Source organism: Methanospirillum stamsii (assembly GCF_003173335.1).
Lineage (GTDB): Archaea > Halobacteriota > Methanomicrobia > Methanomicrobiales > Methanospirillaceae > Methanospirillum > Methanospirillum stamsii.
On record NZ_QGMZ01000007.1, the window covers coordinates 1 to 15,215 of the forward strand.

14 protein-coding genes are annotated in these 15,215 nt (G+C 40.4%); 2 read left to right on the forward strand and 12 right to left on the reverse strand.

Annotated features, from left to right (window positions below; genetic code table 11):
- Positions 1 to 161: 161 nt before the first annotated feature.
- The gene (locus DLD82_RS19490) at positions 162 to 314 is read right to left on the reverse strand and encodes a DUF2080 family transposase-associated protein (RefSeq protein WP_011449332.1); all 153 of its coding nucleotides are present in this window, start codon (positions 312 to 314) and stop codon (positions 162 to 164) included.
- 828 nt (positions 315 to 1,142) lie between these two features.
- On the opposite strand from DLD82_RS19490, the gene DLD82_RS19495 reads away from it, so the two are divergent.
- The gene (locus DLD82_RS19495; protein ID WP_109939580.1) at positions 1,143 to 1,466 is read left to right on the forward strand and encodes a DUF6444 domain-containing protein; all 324 of its coding nucleotides are present in this window, start codon (positions 1,143 to 1,145) and stop codon (positions 1,464 to 1,466) included.
- A gap of 113 nt (positions 1,467 to 1,579) precedes the next feature.
- Here the strand turns inward: DLD82_RS19495 and DLD82_RS02730 are convergent, their stop codons facing one another.
- The 4 genes from DLD82_RS02730 to DLD82_RS02745 all read right to left on the reverse strand — a co-directional run bounded on the left by DLD82_RS02730 (position 1,580) and on the right by DLD82_RS02745 (position 6,519).
- Positions 1,580 to 2,749 carry a tetratricopeptide repeat protein gene (locus DLD82_RS02730; protein ID WP_109939581.1) on the reverse strand — a complete coding sequence of 390 codons (1,170 nt, stop codon included), beginning with the start codon at positions 2,747 to 2,749 and terminating at the stop codon, positions 1,580 to 1,582.
- 145 nt (positions 2,750 to 2,894) lie between these two features.
- Positions 2,895 to 4,181, reverse strand: coding sequence for a PKD domain-containing protein (locus DLD82_RS02735; RefSeq protein ID WP_109939582.1), 1,287 nt, complete (start codon positions 4,179 to 4,181; stop codon positions 2,895 to 2,897).
- A gap of 22 nt (positions 4,182 to 4,203) precedes the next feature.
- Positions 4,204 to 5,742: a PP2C family serine/threonine-protein phosphatase gene (locus tag DLD82_RS02740; protein ID WP_109939583.1), complete on the reverse strand. Its 1,539-nt coding sequence runs from the start codon at positions 5,740 to 5,742 to the stop codon at positions 4,204 to 4,206.
- Positions 5,743 to 5,754: 12 nt separating this feature from the next.
- A complete protein-coding gene (locus DLD82_RS02745) occupies positions 5,755 to 6,519 on the reverse strand; it encodes a vWA domain-containing protein (RefSeq protein ID WP_146199670.1) in 765 nt (254 codons plus the stop codon).
- Positions 6,520 to 7,034: 515 nt separating this feature from the next.
- On the opposite strand from DLD82_RS02745, the gene DLD82_RS02750 reads away from it, so the two are divergent.
- On the forward strand, positions 7,035 to 8,372 hold the full coding sequence (locus DLD82_RS02750; RefSeq protein WP_109939585.1) for a protein kinase domain-containing protein: 1,338 nt from the start codon (positions 7,035 to 7,037) through the stop codon (positions 8,370 to 8,372).
- Between the two features lie 398 nt (positions 8,373 to 8,770).
- Here DLD82_RS02750 and DLD82_RS02755 read toward each other — a convergent pair whose 3' ends face one another.
- The 7 genes from DLD82_RS02755 to argH form a co-directional block, all read right to left on the reverse strand.
- Positions 8,771 to 9,289 (reverse strand): GNAT family N-acetyltransferase, encoded by a 519-nt coding sequence (locus DLD82_RS02755; RefSeq protein ID WP_109939586.1) that lies wholly within the window; start codon positions 9,287 to 9,289, stop codon positions 8,771 to 8,773.
- A complete protein-coding gene (locus tag DLD82_RS18855) occupies positions 9,286 to 9,435 on the reverse strand; it encodes a hypothetical protein (RefSeq protein ID WP_219968294.1) in 150 nt (49 codons plus the stop codon). The genes DLD82_RS02755 and DLD82_RS18855 overlap by 4 nt, the downstream gene beginning before the upstream one ends.
- Positions 9,436 to 9,600: 165 nt before the next feature.
- A complete protein-coding gene (locus DLD82_RS02760; protein WP_109939587.1) occupies positions 9,601 to 9,957 on the reverse strand; it encodes a hypothetical protein in 357 nt (118 codons plus the stop codon).
- Between the two features lie 186 nt (positions 9,958 to 10,143).
- Positions 10,144 to 10,470 carry a DUF5350 domain-containing protein gene (locus DLD82_RS02765; protein ID WP_109939588.1) on the reverse strand — a complete coding sequence of 109 codons (327 nt, stop codon included), beginning with the start codon at positions 10,468 to 10,470 and terminating at the stop codon, positions 10,144 to 10,146.
- 73 nt (positions 10,471 to 10,543) lie between these two features.
- Complete coding sequence (gene gatE, locus DLD82_RS02770) at positions 10,544 to 12,388, reverse strand: Glu-tRNA(Gln) amidotransferase subunit GatE (protein ID WP_109939589.1); 1,845 nt, start codon at positions 12,386 to 12,388, stop codon at positions 10,544 to 10,546.
- Positions 12,385 to 13,617, reverse strand: coding sequence for a Glu-tRNA(Gln) amidotransferase subunit GatD (gene gatD / locus DLD82_RS02775; RefSeq protein WP_109939590.1), 1,233 nt, complete (start codon positions 13,615 to 13,617; stop codon positions 12,385 to 12,387). Before gatD ends, gatE begins: the two co-directional genes overlap by 4 nt.
- On the reverse strand, positions 13,614 to 15,095 hold the full coding sequence (gene argH / locus DLD82_RS02780) for an argininosuccinate lyase (protein ID WP_109939639.1): 1,482 nt from the start codon (positions 15,093 to 15,095) through the stop codon (positions 13,614 to 13,616). Before argH ends, gatD begins: the two co-directional genes overlap by 4 nt.
- Positions 15,096 to 15,215: the final 120 nt, after the last annotated feature.

Sequence of the window (15,215 nt, forward strand, 5' to 3'; positions counted from 1 at the left end):
GCCAACAGTTTCAAGATATGAATTTGCTACCGCTGCTTTAAGCAAATCACGATTGTACTGAAAACCGGACAATCCTTTTGCAGGGTACTCAATATTTAGTGCACGATCAACAAAAATATCCAATGTTTTTAGAGTTCTAAATAACCTACTCTGATTCAGAGTCATTTTATGACCAAATAGACTGTTTTATCGAGATATTCTTTAGGACAATCTACTTTTGCCCCATTCCCAAATTTTGTGACTTTTCTGACCAAGTACCCCTGGATGCCCTCAATTGTCAATCTGGTAGATGGTTCAATGTCAATGGTTCGCATAGTATATACAAAGTATATACTTTAAAATATTTAAAGTTTCGTTGAATGTCGTTGACAAAAAAACCACTATAGAAGAAATAGTTCAGTTTCCAATGGAGGTATCAGTTTCTTTCGGAGATACTGGTTGGAGGGCCATATTGTCTAATAATATTTTGAAGAATCTGAATACTTTGGAATGATGAATCCATAATACAGCATTAATTTATTGTGTTTTTTGATTTATTTATACCATTTGAATAGCAACAAAATAAAACGTGTAAAAAAACACCCATGAGGCGGAGCCTCATGGGTGTTTTTATAATCTGAACTTACTTGATCGGTCCCAAAAAATCCAAGTATCATCCAGATACCTACTCCGAATACTAAAATAACACCCAAAATTAAAAAATAATGAATTCTGGATCTCGGTTTGTCATATCTATGTGTTCTGGAATTTTGGATCTGTTCCTGCTGATTTGATCTTTGATACCGATCATTTTGTTCAAGGATATCCTGTGTCTACGATATCCAGAGAATGGAGTATATCGAAAAAACCCCCTTCCAACAAATGGGGGTTTATATATTCTTTATAAACTTGAGATTGCCAAAAGGGGTTTTTTGCTATCCTCAATGATAATTCGTTACTATTTAGCCATACTTAAGATGAAATATACTTATTTGATTCCTATCTATCAATTCACCTTCATTTGACCGAAAATTCTTAGTATTATGAGTCTAAACTTATTATTCAGATTGTGATATGGAAATTAGTAATGAGGAACAGGTACTAATCCGAAAATCCCATCCAATTATTATCGTTCTCATCGCTCGTTACTATCTCATATTTTAATGTTAAAAGAACGGGTTTTCGAATTGGAAAGTAGGAATAAAGAATTAGAAACCCGATTAAATCTCAATAGCACAAATAGCAGTATTCCATCTTCGAAGAATCCATTAAATCACAAAAAAATTCCCAATAGTCGTGTCCCGAGTGGAAAGAAGTCAGGGGGACAGACTGGACATAAAGGAACCACATTAAAATCTATTGAGACAATCGACATTAAAATTAATCATGCACCAAAAGTTTGTTCAGGATGCGGCGCCACTGTTCAAACTGAGATTTTCCAGCTACTAAAAATGCTGGGGCCTGAGTGCGAAAAATTCTACACCTAATCAAAGTTCTGGCGAATGTGGGATAAATGAGAAAAATGTCTGAATTCTAAATTTCAATTAATTAATTATAGTGCATTGAACGGCTGAATAAAAAAATATTAGTAATTTTTGTCTTAACAACATTGATCAGCATGGTTACATTCCGGATGAGCATCTAAAGCCTCCTCATTAAGTGCGTATAACCACTGGCAACACGTTTCACATGATACGGTTTGTTCAATAGGTTTCATAGTTGGAGTAGGAGTTGGAGTTGGAGTTGGAGTAACTGTTGGAGTAAGATTTGAGGTAGCTGATGGGGTGGAATTTGTATCAATTTTTGATTGAATATTATTAATTTTGGATTCCACTGAACCTTTGAAGGAATCAGGAAATGAATCCATTCCAATTGCAATTTTTAATGCATCAATAGCCTCTTCATATCTACCTAGTGCTTCTAGAACTCTACTTTTTTCTAGATAAACAGCACAATTTTCAGGATTGTTCGGGATAAATTTATTTTGATCTTCGAGTAACTCACCATAAGTTTTCTCAGTCATTGGATCTATATCATTTTCCTGTGGAAAAACAGGGGCATTGATTTCAGATTTTATATTTGAAGATGGAAAAGTGTTAGAAGCTAATGGTTGATTTTGAAAATTACTAAAAATATTTGAAGGCCCTGATTCAGAATTTGACGAACTAATAATTATTGACCAATCGATATATTTATTATAATAAGTATTTGAGGGCTGGTTAGCTAGACTGTTTATACCAGATCCATATCCTATTGGTCCAGTTGATACTGATCTATCGGGATATATATTGGAAAAAGAATTCGATTGTTGATAATTATCAGGGCTTGTTTCTTGAGTGGCCTCACTAATTGTAACTGATGTATCAGAAGGATTGTCCACTTGTGTTTTTAATTGGGCTGCTATCTCCTTTGCTTTGGTGTTTGATTCATCAGCTTCCTCAATACGTCCAAGCATGCGAAGGATATTTGATTTAAAATCCCATAAACCAGGTAAATTTGGGTTTAATTTAATTGCCATATCAAAGGCTGTCAAGGATTTTTCTAAATCTCCTAAAATCATAAGAGCATACCCTTTTCCAGCCCAGACATCTGGAATAGTCGGATCCAATTCAATAGCCTGGTTAAAGTAATTAATTGCATTAAGATTTTCAGAAGCATTAAGGGCATTGTAACCTTCATCACACAATTCAAAAGCAGTTTCTGCCTGAACAATTGAGACAAGCGATGCAATTACACAGATAAAAAGGATTAAAAAAGGCTTTCTTTCCATAAATAGTAATAAATAATTAAGTATATATGGTTATTTAATTGATTTTAAAAACTGTGCCGCTAAATAAATATGATATATATATAATTAAGTATTTTTTATGGTAATTGGGTATGATATTTCTTTATTAGTTAGGATACCATCATGTTTAACGATTCAATAATTCCATTGTAATTTTGACATATTCTCCTTGATAAGTAATTATAAGGTCTTCAGTTTTTGATAATTTATAGATTTTTTCATAACCCGGATTTCCCTGAGAATCACTACCTGCAAAAACCCCGAATCCATTTTTTTTCCCAAATCCATCATGAATTATTTCTTTGTTGTTTCCATTTAATACTTGAAAATCAATCCATGAACCTGGAGAAAAATGCCGTGATTTTACACATTCTATTTGGGACTCTTTTTCTGAACAAAATTCTTCATTTATGAATTTTGGATAACATGTTATAATGATATTCTTAGAGGGTTTATCCATTTTCCAGGTAAATGTATCACTTACTACGTCATTACTATTAAAAAAGTTTTTTTCATAAAAAAAGTTTGAGTTTTGTACTGAAGTTAAAGGATGTGAAGAAGTAGGTATGGGTGTTGTCTTTATCACTCCATTTTGCAATTTCTCTACAGAATTACCTGCCATAGACACAGCAATTAATAACCCTAAAATAAACAGGCCGGAAAGCACTGCACCTATGATAAATTGAGTTGTATGATCGCTAGTCTGTGAGATTGGGTTCGACACGTTTTTTTGTTGGATTTTTTTCTTTTCACTATTATATGCGGTTGAATTCGGTTTCTGTGGTTTATTGCGATAAATTTTTTCCGGAGTCCTTATTTCTGGTCTCGGATGCGAAGGCAAATTTTCTGGGTTGACATCAATAATATTCGATAGTTTTTTTTCCGTGACATCACCATCCCCAGAGATTTGAAGAGTCACTGAATAGGTTCCAGGATTTTTATATGTATGAACTGGATTTACCTCTGCAGAGGTTTCACCGTCTCCAAAAATCCATTTATATTCTGTAACTGTCCCTTCACTTCTATTAGTAAAATGAACCTGAAGTGGAGCAGTCCCGTTAACTGGTGTTATAGAAAAATCCGCAACGCATGGTTGTTTTTGATATAATCCAAGTGCCTGGCCCCAACCTTCAATTGCCCATGTGGCTGCATTAATATCAATACCAAAATTCGTGTGAAGGTAGGTCACCAGCTGATTACACAGAATATCAAACGGAGTCTGTTGACCCTCTTTCATCAGTCTGAAAACCAAACCCTGTTCCAAGGGTAATTTTAACAGGTTTAACTCACGGGGATAATCGACCAAAAGATCCTGCATGAGTCCTTTGTACATACTAATATTTGACTCAGTAGGAGGACCGTATTTTACAATAATGTCCTTAAGAATCTGAATACTCTGGTTTAATGGATCCATATTATCACTTCACAGCAAATATTTAGGTGGATTTTGAAGAGTTATTTCGAAAATTTTGTTCAATCGTATGGTTAATTGTTGGAATAATATTCGTTGAATCAGCCTTTTTATTCATTGGTAAAAAACCATAAGATTCATTAGATGACCTATTCAAATCCTGAAAACTACTATTAAATTGAGTTGAATTATTTACTCTCTCGAATATCACACTGGAAGAGTTGTTATGAAATTCTTGTATTTGATGTATGGAACTCAAATTCGAGAAATTTGATTCGTTCATAACCGGAATTGGAAAATTTGTAAAATTATAATCCACGAATGATGAATTATTTGTAACTTCAGAGGAGTTTGGTGATATCATGGAGGTAATTTGAGGAGCAAAAAACCCGGATTGGATCAAACCTATTCCACAAACACAAAGAATCAAAATACTAATGGTGGAAATGAACATTTTTCCTTTTGAAATACGTTTCTTCTTTTTTAATGTTTCTTTTTTTTGAACCTGCTCTCTTATGGGATTATCTTCAATAACATCCGGTTTTTGTTCAACAGGATTAACTGGAATCTCCAAAGGTACTTCATCATGAGGTTCTGGAGATTGAATTGTCTCCTTTGGTACCAAAAACGAATAACTATGAGGCTCCGGAGTAACCGGATTTATAATAAAAATTTCCTCGTTCAACTCTTTTCTGTTGATATTCGACTCTCTTTCCGGATCCTGGGCCATAATGATAAGAGTAATGTCATCCCCACTTCCTTTCTGGGTGGTTGTAGTTAACCATTGATGGATATTTGATTCGATTGAGTGCACTCCTGCATCAAAGTCATCAGCCTTAAAAATGTAGGAATAAAAATCACGTGCAGCGGTGAAGAAACCTTCCTCATCGATAAATGAATTTGTGTATCCATCAGTAGATAGCATGATAAAGTCAGGGATAAAATCTAACCGTTTGACCTTAAAGTCCCTCCAGGATTCATGCATACAAAGGGAATGCGTCTCATTACCTGTGATACTTTTATCCGGAGAAATGGGCTGAAAAAATGATCCATCTGGTGAATGGATGATAATATCGCCATCACCAAGTTGGAAAAAAATACTCTGCTCATTGGTAATTAACGTTGCAAGGAGTGTTGATCCATATGGGCGGATTTGTGAGTAGTCAGGATCAACCGGAGTATTAAACTTAAGACCTTTTTTTCCCTCTTCAATTATTACCCATTCATTATCATTATACGGATACTTTTGAATATCCAATAATACCTCTCGTCTCCATTCTAAAACGATCTCCTTGCAGATCATCTCGCTGAAATGTGAGCGTGCTAGTGTTGGCTCCTGTGCAACAAACCGGGATAGAACTCTGATTGCGACTTCGACAGCAAATGCAGATCCCCGGTCACTTCGGAAATAGTCTTTTCCTCCATGACCATCTGCAACTGCACCAATCAGAGGATATCCATTATTATCTTGTTTTAATCCCCCGTTATCCTGGTTAGGCCGATTCTTCCGGATATGTGAATGTCCTGTTACCGAATCAGCGATTATTCTCCACATATTATGCATATTTTAGAAATCCTACCAGACCAGGTCATTATAGGAAGTATTCGAGGTATTAATCTGGTTGGGAGGACCAATTTGTGGTGGTTTAAAGGTTGGTACATCAAGAGTGGGCTTTTGAGATGATAGTGCAGGAGTTGAGTCGGAGGTTTGATCTGGTGAAAAATATTCCCGTGAGGCATATTGAAGCACTTCTGTTGAAGCCCATTTGATGTAGTTAATAAGCTGTTGAGGATTACTTGCATTCAGCAATGCAATTTCGTCAAATCCAATAAATCTTCGGAGTACGTCTGTATCTGCATCTGCTCCAATTGCAATGGCTATCCTCACAGCCTTATTTCCCCAAGACTCCCCCATTAATGCTCGTAATCCTTTATCAAAATCATCAGTTGGATGACCATCAGATATGAGGACAATAACTGGTGGTAAAGCGCGCTTTGGCATTGGAGGTACCTTCAGTTCTTCTGCAATCGTTTTTAATGCCGCACCCATGTCTGTCACTCCATCTGCAGATAGATCTGTCCATGAATATTGTTCAATCGGAATCAATGAGGAATTCATCCACTTTGCTCCACTACCAAAGGCGAGAGTTCTCGCAAATACCTGGGCATTAGGATTCTGGGTTGCAACATTTTTCATGAGGGGAAGAGCTTCACGAATAGCATAATTCAATTGTTCAATTTTCCCCCTACCTTTCATAGACGATGAAACATCACATACCCAATAAAAATGAAGTGGTCGCGTTGCTAGTTGACCGCCTGGCATATTGAGCTGATTAGACATATAATCAGATTTAGTAATTTATTAGAAATAAGTTGTGATTTATATCGTCTTTAGGCATATTGGGTATATTATACTTTAAATTTAAAAATAATGCTAAAATGTCAGATTTTATTATAATTGTCTTTACTCTTATGCACTTTTTTGTTGCCCTAATGAGGCATTTTTTTCCATGAAGTAAATATGTAATTGAAAAGAATTCTGTTACTATTTTGCATAATTCTTATATTCGAGTAATTTTTGAATTTAATATTTGAGAAATTCATTTGGTAAAAAAGCCAGCCTGAAAAATTTTCGTCGGAGGTAGTTTTAATTTTTTTTAAATTTTCTTGATATATAGTTATAGATTTTTTAGATTTTTTTTACTCAGTTTTTTAGGTATTCAACACGATTATCTTAATGTATGGAGTCGTTGAAATTGAGTCAAAGTTTTCTTATGTCCCCTTCATTAACTTACAAAAAAATGATTAAATTACTAATACTGTTATACTCATTAGTTGTTGTAAAAGAGTAATATCATGACATATAATCAATGTTTTAACATTGGCGATATAATCACTTCGCAATCCGGAATTGCCCTTGTTATTAAAGAATATATAGGAGAGGGAGGACAAGGTCAGGTTTATGAAGTTGAATCAGGCAGGAAAAAATGGGCTCTTAAGTATTATACTAAAGGTAACTTTGCCACTCCCGGACATATGGAAAATTTGAAGAATCTCATTGAGATTGGTTCACCGAATCAAACTTTTTTATGGCCAATTGATCTGGTTCAAAAACCCGGAGATTCTTCTTTTGGTTACATTATGCCATTACGACCTCAAAATTTTTCAAACCTTATTGATTATGTAAAAAGGAGAATAAATCCCACATTCTATTCTATCATTACAGCATCTTTCAATCTTGCAGATAGTTTCTCTAAGTTACATGCTCAGGGATTATGTTATCGAGATATATCTTTGGGAAATGTATTTTTTGATTCAATTTCAGGAAACATTCTTATTTGTGATAATGACAATATTTGCTATAATAATTCTCAAAACGGTTCAGGCATTGGAGGAACTGCAGGTTTTATTGCACCTGAGATTGTAATGGGAAAAACATTCCCAAACCGTAATACTGATCTCTATTCACTATCTGTCCTTCTTTTTCATTTGCTATTTATCTCTCATCCATTAAATGGAATCAGAGAATCTCAAACTGAATGCTGGGATCCTGAAGTTGAAAAGAAAATCCATGGCTCTGAAGCATTATTCATTTTTGATCCTGATAATGATGCAAATCGACCGGACCCCGCAATCCATCAAAATGCAATAATGTTCTGGAACCTCTATCCAAATTCAATAAAAAAGTATTTTATCAAGTCATTCACTGAAGGGCTTTTCAATCCTGAAAATGGACGTGTTAGGGAGAATGAATGGAAAAGCGCTTTGATTGAATTGCGTGACTCAATTTTTTATTGTTCACATTGTGGTAGTCAGGTTTTTTTTGATCCAGGTATGATTAAAAATTCTTCAGCCTCTATGAAAAATTGCTGGCAGTGTAATACTCCTCTTAACATTCCTCCAAGAATCAAAATTGGAATGAATGGAGTTACCCTTCTAAATTCAGATACTTATCTCTATTTACATCATCTGAATCCAACCAGTTTTGATGTTACAACACCAATTGCCAAGGTTTCTAAGCATCCGAATTTAGAATTATATGGTCTTCAAAACCTTACTGAGCAAAATTGGATTGTATTATCTAAAGATGGAAAAACAGGGGATGTTCCACCACAAAAAAATGCACTTCTTCAAGATGGAGTTATCATTGATTTTGGCTCCGTTAAAGGAGAAATTCGATTCGGTGAAAACTGAAATAGTGAATTATTTCATTAATCGTTTTCCTTTTTTCTAACATTTTCCTAAAATTATTCAGTAAAAACGTAACAAATTTTTCTAGATAAAACTTAAAAACGGAAGTTTATCTGGTGAACTCTTCCTTATTTTTAATAATCGGAAAAGAAGGCTTATCTAAAAATTTCAGCAATGGCCTTCTAAAAATATGGATCAGATCTTTATTGCATTAGAGAGCGGATGGATAAATTCAGGGATGAAAAAAGGGCTGTAGAGATAGATAATGCCATCTTTACAAGAAACTAAATTCACTTCCAAAAAATAATTCTCCATTCTGTGTTGAATTAATTATTCTGGAATATCTTTCCCGGAAGATCTGAACAAAACTGGTCCGGTTCTTGAGATCAGATGTACTAATACTATGATTGTTCTATTAAGGCACGATGAAAATCCCGATACATCGGAATTGAATCTGATTGTTTTCTAATGGTCCGGGTAAACCCGTATTTTTCATAGAAACCAAAAGAACCCGGTTTCACATCAACGGTTAAAATCCTGCATCCAACATGGTGAGATAAATTAATCGCGGTTACCAGAATTTTAAGTAGCATGTTTTTACCAATATTCCTTTTCTTAAACCGATCATCAGTTGCAAGTCGCGCAATTTTTAGAGCAGGGTATCGTGAATATGGATATCCGCGAATTCCATCATCTTCCTGAATTCCACGAACTTCAATGCTATCCGAGATGAGGGTATAAAAACCCACCAATATTTTATCCCAATACACCAGATGAGTCACTGATATCCGGTTTTTTTGACTGTCGAGTGCATCATATTTTAAAAAACCTTCAAGATCTTTCTCACAACAACTAAAACCGGAAAGATCATCATCAGATGAAAGAATCGAAAAGGTGAGTTCTTCTTTTGATATCTTCATTTAAGATAGGAGTTTTTCGCCTCTTCATAGGCTTCCAACAGTAATTTCTTACCTTCAGGGGTATCTGTGGGATTACGTATGTACCTATGGAAGGTGAGTGCATCTTCACCATCAAGAATAAGTCCGAGTTCAATTGGTTTAGCCATATATACTTAAGACATATTGAAAATGAAATACGATAATAGTATCACAAAAGTACTTTGTCTTTGATGAATGGCTCTTCTGTGAAAAAATGAACTCATTGTAATCTTGAATGCCTTATACAATGGGCAATTTACCTGTGAAAAGAAGTTTTATTTAGCCTTTTCATTCTAAATAAATTCATGTTTTTCAAGTTCCTGCCAGGCGATCATGGCAACCGTTGTACTATTACTGACAGCAGCTCCGATACTCTTCATTGCCTGATCATAATCATTACTCTCAACAAGACTGATAGCCTGGTTCAGGTTGTCGATTGACTTTTGAAATTCCTGATTATTAGTTGCCCGGAGAGCAAACTGAAGTTCTATCCGGACTGATTCAAGGCACTGAAGGACGATCTTTTTTCCGCCGGTGCGTTCAGCATCTTTGAGACCTGAAAGCACCGTTACCAGTTGTGAAGCGATGATTAATTCAGATTTAGCCCGTTCACCATACTGGTATGCAGAAACGGCACCTTTTTTGTCCATAATACATACTGACCATAAGAGTAAAAGTTACTGGTCTTTTTGTCTGTAAGAGGTATTATTCCAGAAAAGTATCCTCATGCCGCATTTCATGGCAATGCCCTGTTCTCTCCGGTTACCCCTGAAATTATCCTATACCTATCATCGTGCGGGATAATAACCGGGGAAAAAAGAGAGACGGGTATTAGGTTATTTCGAGCGCTGTTTCGGGCCAAGCATGGAAACTTTCGGACGTCCCATTCTTCTCCGGGCAGCCATGACCCGAAGTGGCTGAGCCTGTCCTGCTCCCTTTCCGCCGCGGCCACCGCGGCCGCCTCTGCTTCCGCCACGCATATCGCCACGACCGCCTCTGCCGCCACGTCCTGCTGCTCGTTCCATTCTCTTTATAGTTGTCTGTGCTTTGAATCGCTGGTTAGGACCCGGCTTCTTTGCCGTGGACTCCTTCTTTGGAACAAGGCGAATCTGTCCCTTGCTTCCCTTTACCTGCATCCATTCCGTGGTTCCTGTCTTGCCCATAATTGCACCTCGCGAATGCCTGTACTATTGCCTGTTATCATCAATTAAAGATTGCCTAATATTCATCAAACTTTCAGGGTGTATTGAGAACCTGGGATATGGCCTCGCGGAGTATCTGGTTTACAATCTTTCCATCTACAGATCCCCGCACTTCTTTCATCACAATGCCCATTACCGGGCCTGTTGCTGCATTTCCGCGCTCTTTGATGAAGTCAGATCGTTCAGTAACAATACGCCTGATGATGGCTGCAAGTTCATCTTCAGAAACTTTTGGAGCTGCAATTGCACAGGCTTCATCCGGAGACTTCCCTTCGGAGAGCGCTTTGAGGATTGGGGAGAGTGCTTCCTTTGCAACATCTCCGGATTGAATGGACTGAAGAATTTTCCCGATATCCTCATCATCAATCCGGCTTACCTGTGCACCTTCACGGCTGAGTTCACGAAGTGTAGAGTTAAAGGCACGTTCTGCAAGGGCCGGTTTTATCCCTGCAGCAATTGCCTCTTCAAAGGCACTTCTCCGTTCTGAATACGCCATCTGCCTGGCAACTTCCTTTGTAAGACCATAGTCTTTCAGATACCGGGAGATGGTGTCATCAATCATCTCCGGAACTTCGAGGGCTTCGAACCGTTCTCTGGTAACTCTGACCTGGAAGACATCGGTCTCCGGATACATCCTGGCAGCTCCCGGAAGCGGTCGCATATAAGCAGTTGACCCACCTTCGAGCATCTTTCTGGTCTCTTTTGCCACTCCTTCAAAAGCCATCTCTGCCCTTCTGATGATCTGTTTCATTGCACACTGACACCGCTGCGGTTTGTCTGCAACAATGATGACACAATCCTGTTCCTCAGCAGAGAGTGCAGCCTTTAGTTTTGCAACTTCTTCTTCGGTGACTCCGTAAGCCGGAAGTTCATCGGTATGGAAAAGCCCGCCAACTCCGCACTTCTTGGCATAATCAGACATCTCACTCCCAAGTCTGCGTCCGGGCTGAATTTCACGGCCGACAAGTCCGGCAAATCCGTTCAGTTTGATGCCCAGGATCATCGGGGCTTTTTTAAGGACTCTGCTGCCACATTCGGCAAAGAGAGCTGTCACATCAACCGGAGTCTTCTCTATTGAGGCTCCCCGTCTTTTAAGTTCTTCCCTGATTTCGAGGAGAGCGACCTGACGCTGCACCTCTCTCCTGACGACTTCAGCGATGAGGTCAAGTTCCTGCACTCCCTTTATCTCAACCCGTGCTCCTTCACGGATGGAGATATTGATGTCCTGCCTGATAGTTCCAAGCCCGCGTTTGACCCTTCCGGTTGACCGGAGGATCATCCCTATCTGTGCTGCGGTCTCCTGGACTGCTTCCGGAGTATGCATACAGGGACTGGTGGTGATCTCAATGAGCGGGATTCCAAGACGGTCCAGTGAGAAGAAGGTATCTTCAATCCGTTGTGCTGCTTCTTCTTCCAGACAGACGGTCTCTATCTCCGCTCCTCCGGGAAGTGTTCCGTTCATTGCGACAAGAGCAGTACGCTGAAAACCGCTGGTGTTAGACCCGTCGATAACAAGTTTTCTCATCGTATGGATCTCAGGGACCGGTGTCATACCGCAGACCTTTGCTATTGTCAGGACGATGTCAAGGGCCTCATTATTGAGCGGGGCCGGAGGTTCCTCATCATTCTCCACAAGACAGGTGGTATCATAAGTCAGGTACCGAAATTGTCTGACCTGCATCATCTCTTCTTCAGCAGCCCGGTCAAGTTCACCCATCTCACTTTTTGTTGCCCGGAGGTACCGGAAAAACTCCCCGGTTGAATCTTCAGTCTCCCGGATCGTGGTCGGACACCGGCAGAACAGTTTCTCTTTTGTATTCAGCTGCTGGTGGATCTCAATACCGGCGATAAGCCCGAGAGCCTGATAATCGTCACTCATACCCGTGACCTCCGTGTCATCTCGCCAGCGAGATCCTGTTTCATCAGTTCCCTCGCTTCATCCGGATTTTTGCTGTTTCCAAGTACCCACATAAGTTTCACAAGAGCAACCTCCGGAAGCATGTCTTCTCCCTCAATGACTCCTGCACCAAGGAGATCTCTTCCGGTATCATACACCCGGTCACAGACCCTTCCGTTCAGGCACTGGGATGTCATTACAAACACGGTTCCTGCTGCATGCATCTCCTTGATCCGGGCAATGAAGTCAGTACCCGAGTGCCCAAGACCGGTTCCGGCAAGGATAATTCCCTTGTAGCCGTTCCATGCCGAAAGAGTGTCCGGGGACATGCCCGGATAATACCAGACAATACCACACTTTTCTTCGAGCTTCTCCTTCAGGAAAAGTTCCGTAGCACCTCTCCTGACAGCCCCTGAATTGAGAGTAACTTCAAGAGCGGGGTACGAAACAGTTCCGAGAGTTTCAGTTCCAATGGTCTGAAATGCATCACGCCGTGATGTATGCATCTTCCTGACCCTGGTTCCCCGGTGAATGGCACAGAAATCATCGCTTGTTGATCCGTGCATGACAACAACAACCTCGCCAAGAGTGGAAAGGGCTGCTCCGGCTGCACACATCCCGTTCATGACATTATCACTGCTTGGCCGGTCAGCAGATCGCTGGGATCCGACAAAGACCACAGGCACCGGGGTCTTGAGCATAAAACTGACCGCAGCCGCACTATATGCCATCGTATCAGTTCCGTGTGTCACAATAATTCCCTGTGCTCCTGCTTTTATTTCATCATGAATTGCCCGTGCAAGCTGCTGCCAGATGGCAGGAGTCATATTTTCTGAAAGGATATTACAGAGCTGGACTGCCCTGAACTGAGCAATGGTTGCAAGGCCGGGAATAGCATTCAGGATATCAGATGCCCGAAACTGGCTGGTTACTGCCCCGGTCCGGTAATCTATCTTACTTGCGATGGTCCCACCGGTTGAAACGATTGATATCAGGGGAAGGTCACTCTTCTGACGTATTTCGGTGATCTGTGGTTCGGCCATCTCTGATGATCCGGTCTTTGTCAGTGCATCCTGCGGTACTCCGATATTGTATCCTGATGTCAGTTTTACGGTTGCCATCCCTTCACGGGTAGCAATGTAGGTGCCTTCGCAGGTACATCCCTTCAGGGTGCATCTGACGATATCTCCTGTTTCCAGTTTTTCATTCATAATTGTGCGATTCTCCGTGCCTGTGTGATTAATTCCTGAATTGATTCTGTAATCTTTGTTCTCTTATCCAAAACCAGTTCCCTGTCCTGTGCAAGTACTTCTCTTCTGTCCTGAAGTGAAGAACTGACCATCTCCGGAGCAGGTCCTCCGGGAAGATTCCGGACTGAAAGGGATCTTGTCACCGAAAGAGCGGATGTTATTTTTTCCTGGGTAAGGCCGAGTGAAGAGAGTCTTTCTCCATGGAATTCTTCTGCTGCCCTGTCAAGAGTTGCAAGGTCCAGTGCCCCTTCTTTTACCGCTCTTCCCACGATATGGTGAGCAGTTCTGAAAGGAATATTATACTCCCTTACCAGGGTGTCAGCCAGTTCAGTTGTGGTGCTTCCACCCTTTCCCGCTTCCTCTTCCATACGGCTGAGGTTAAATTCTGCCGTTGCAATCATCCCGGCCAGGAGATCCAGGTCTCTTCTCACGTCAATGATTCCCCGCCAGAGGTGGGGGTTAAGGTCCTGCATATCCCGGTTGTATGCCATGGGCAGTCCTTTCATGATAGTGACTGCTGATACAAAACTCCCAAGAAGTGTCCCGGATCGTGATCTTAAAATCTCTGCAACGTCCGGGTTTTTCTTCTGTGGCATAATGGAACTCGTGGAGCAGTACCGGTCATCAAGGGTGACAAACCTGACAAATGACGAACTCCAGATGATCAATTCTTCGCAAAACCGGGAAACATGTGTTATGAGCATCGTGTCGCAGGCAAGTACTTCCTCGGCAAAATCCCGCGACGCAACTGCATCCATGGAGTTGCCCATGTATCCGTTAAAGCCTAAGAGTGCAGCAGTAAATTCCCTGTCCAGCGGATAGCCGGTTGATGCAAGTGCTGCAGATCCAAGAGGAGAATAATTCACCCGGAAAAGGGCCTCTATGAGCCGGTCAAAGTCCCGTGCAAAGATCTGCTCATACGCAAGCAGATGGTGGGCCAGGGTAACCGGCTGTGCATGCTGCAGATGAGTAAATCCGGGCATCACAGATGTTACATTCTCTGATGCAACGTTAAGCAGCACTTCCCGAAGTCGTGCAAGTGCCTCAAGCTGGTCAAGAACAGTATCCCTTGTCCGGATACGAAGACAGGTGGCAACCTCGTCATTGCGTGACCGGCCGATGTGCAGTCTGCCTCCTGCATCCCCTCCGGTCTTTCGTGTCAGGATGGTTTCAATTCCTGCATGAATATCCTCAAAAGAAGGATCATATGCATCGGCAGGGACTCCGGATTCGTACATCATAAGAAGTTCCCGCATCAGGGTTTTAGCATGTACCTCACTTACGACCTTCTGTCTGGTCAGCATCAAAAGATGCGCCATATCGACCAGAACATCTGAAGAAGCAATATTCCTGTCCGCCTCCATGGAAGAGAGGAGTGATTCGATATCTTCAGTTCTCTTCCCGGAGAGCCGTGCCTTTCTGACGACATCTCTGGTCATAATCCCGTACTTCTTTCTTCTGAGGATCATTAATGCCCACCGGAGTAATGCCGGCATCCGAAGAACTCATTGATATGATTTCGTCCGATTACGATTATACAAAAAGGGCACAAAAATCAG

Coding starts and splice junctions, on each gene's coding strand:
- DLD82_RS19490 (WP_011449332.1), bottom strand. CDS start 314: ATGCGAACCATTGACATTGAACCATCTACCAGATTGACAATTGAGGGC.
- DLD82_RS19495 (WP_109939580.1), top strand. CDS start 1,143: ATGTTAAAAGAACGGGTTTTCGAATTGGAAAGTAGGAATAAAGAATTA.
- DLD82_RS02730 (WP_109939581.1), bottom strand. CDS start 2,749: ATGGAAAGAAAGCCTTTTTTAATCCTTTTTATCTGTGTAATTGCATCG.
- DLD82_RS02735 (WP_109939582.1), bottom strand. CDS start 4,181: ATGGATCCATTAAACCAGAGTATTCAGATTCTTAAGGACATTATTGTA.
- DLD82_RS02740 (WP_109939583.1), bottom strand. CDS start 5,742: ATGCATAATATGTGGAGAATAATCGCTGATTCGGTAACAGGACATTCA.
- DLD82_RS02745 (WP_146199670.1), bottom strand. CDS start 6,519: ATGTCTAATCAGCTCAATATGCCAGGCGGTCAACTAGCAACGCGACCA.
- DLD82_RS02750 (WP_109939585.1), top strand. CDS start 7,035: ATGACATATAATCAATGTTTTAACATTGGCGATATAATCACTTCGCAA.
- DLD82_RS02755 (WP_109939586.1), bottom strand. CDS start 9,289: ATGAAGATATCAAAAGAAGAACTCACCTTTTCGATTCTTTCATCTGAT.
- DLD82_RS18855 (WP_219968294.1), bottom strand. CDS start 9,435: ATGGCTAAACCAATTGAACTCGGACTTATTCTTGATGGTGAAGATGCA.
- DLD82_RS02760 (WP_109939587.1), bottom strand. CDS start 9,957: ATGGACAAAAAAGGTGCCGTTTCTGCATACCAGTATGGTGAACGGGCT.
- DLD82_RS02765 (WP_109939588.1), bottom strand. CDS start 10,470: ATGGGCAAGACAGGAACCACGGAATGGATGCAGGTAAAGGGAAGCAAG.
- gatE (WP_109939589.1), bottom strand. CDS start 12,388: ATGAGTGACGATTATCAGGCTCTCGGGCTTATCGCCGGTATTGAGATC.
- gatD (WP_109939590.1), bottom strand. CDS start 13,617: ATGAATGAAAAACTGGAAACAGGAGATATCGTCAGATGCACCCTGAAG.
- argH (WP_109939639.1), bottom strand. CDS start 15,095: ATGACCAGAGATGTCGTCAGAAAGGCACGGCTCTCCGGGAAGAGAACT.